1 protein-coding gene is annotated in these 609 nt (G+C 46.5%); it reads left to right on the top strand.

What is annotated here, in order from left to right; translation table 11 throughout:
• Window positions 1-313: 313 nt before the first annotated feature.
• Window positions 314-609, top strand: a 296-nt coding sequence (locus tag FNH22_RS33050; protein ID WP_370513215.1) for a reverse transcriptase domain-containing protein, incomplete at its 3' end; no start/stop codon positions are given.

Genomic DNA, 609 nt, shown 5'->3' with positions numbered 1-609 from the left:
CGAGGGATGCCTTGGAATAGATTCGGATTCTATGAGCCAAGGAGTCAGCAGACCTCATAGTAGTTGACAGTAACGAGCCATTGAAAGAAATGGAGGACTCACAACTCAATGAAGGAGGGAACATTGGATCGCGTCCGGATTTGTGTAGGAGTTCCGCTGAAAGCGGGATAGCCTGCCCTTAGAAGGACAAGGAAGTAAGTTTTATGATATCAGAAGTACTAAAACGTAATAACCTTTACAAAGCATACCGACAGGTACTGCAAAACAGAGGATCAGCAGGCATTGATGGGATGAGCGTCTATGAGCTAACCACCTGGAAGCGAACCGTGACAAGATTATCACAAGTGTACTGAACCACACGTATGTACCTGACGCTATACTAGGGATTGAAATACCCAAGGGAAGCGGGAAGGCTCGATTACTGGGTATCCCAACGGTAGCAGACCGATGGTTACAACAGGCGGTAAGCCAAGTGCTCAAGACAAAGTTCGAATTAAACTTTGAATCACATAGCTATGGTTTCCGACCAGAGAAGAACACCCAGCAGGCGGTGACACAAGCCCTGAAGTACATCAATGATGGTTACCAGGACATAGTGGACATTGACTT

The sequence above is a fragment of the Fulvivirga sp. M361 genome, assembly GCF_007097395.1.
GTDB lineage: Bacteria > Bacteroidota > Bacteroidia > Cytophagales > Cyclobacteriaceae > Fulvivirga.
Note: the sequence above shows the minus strand (reverse complement) of the source record. Positions and strands in the feature narration are given on the sequence as shown.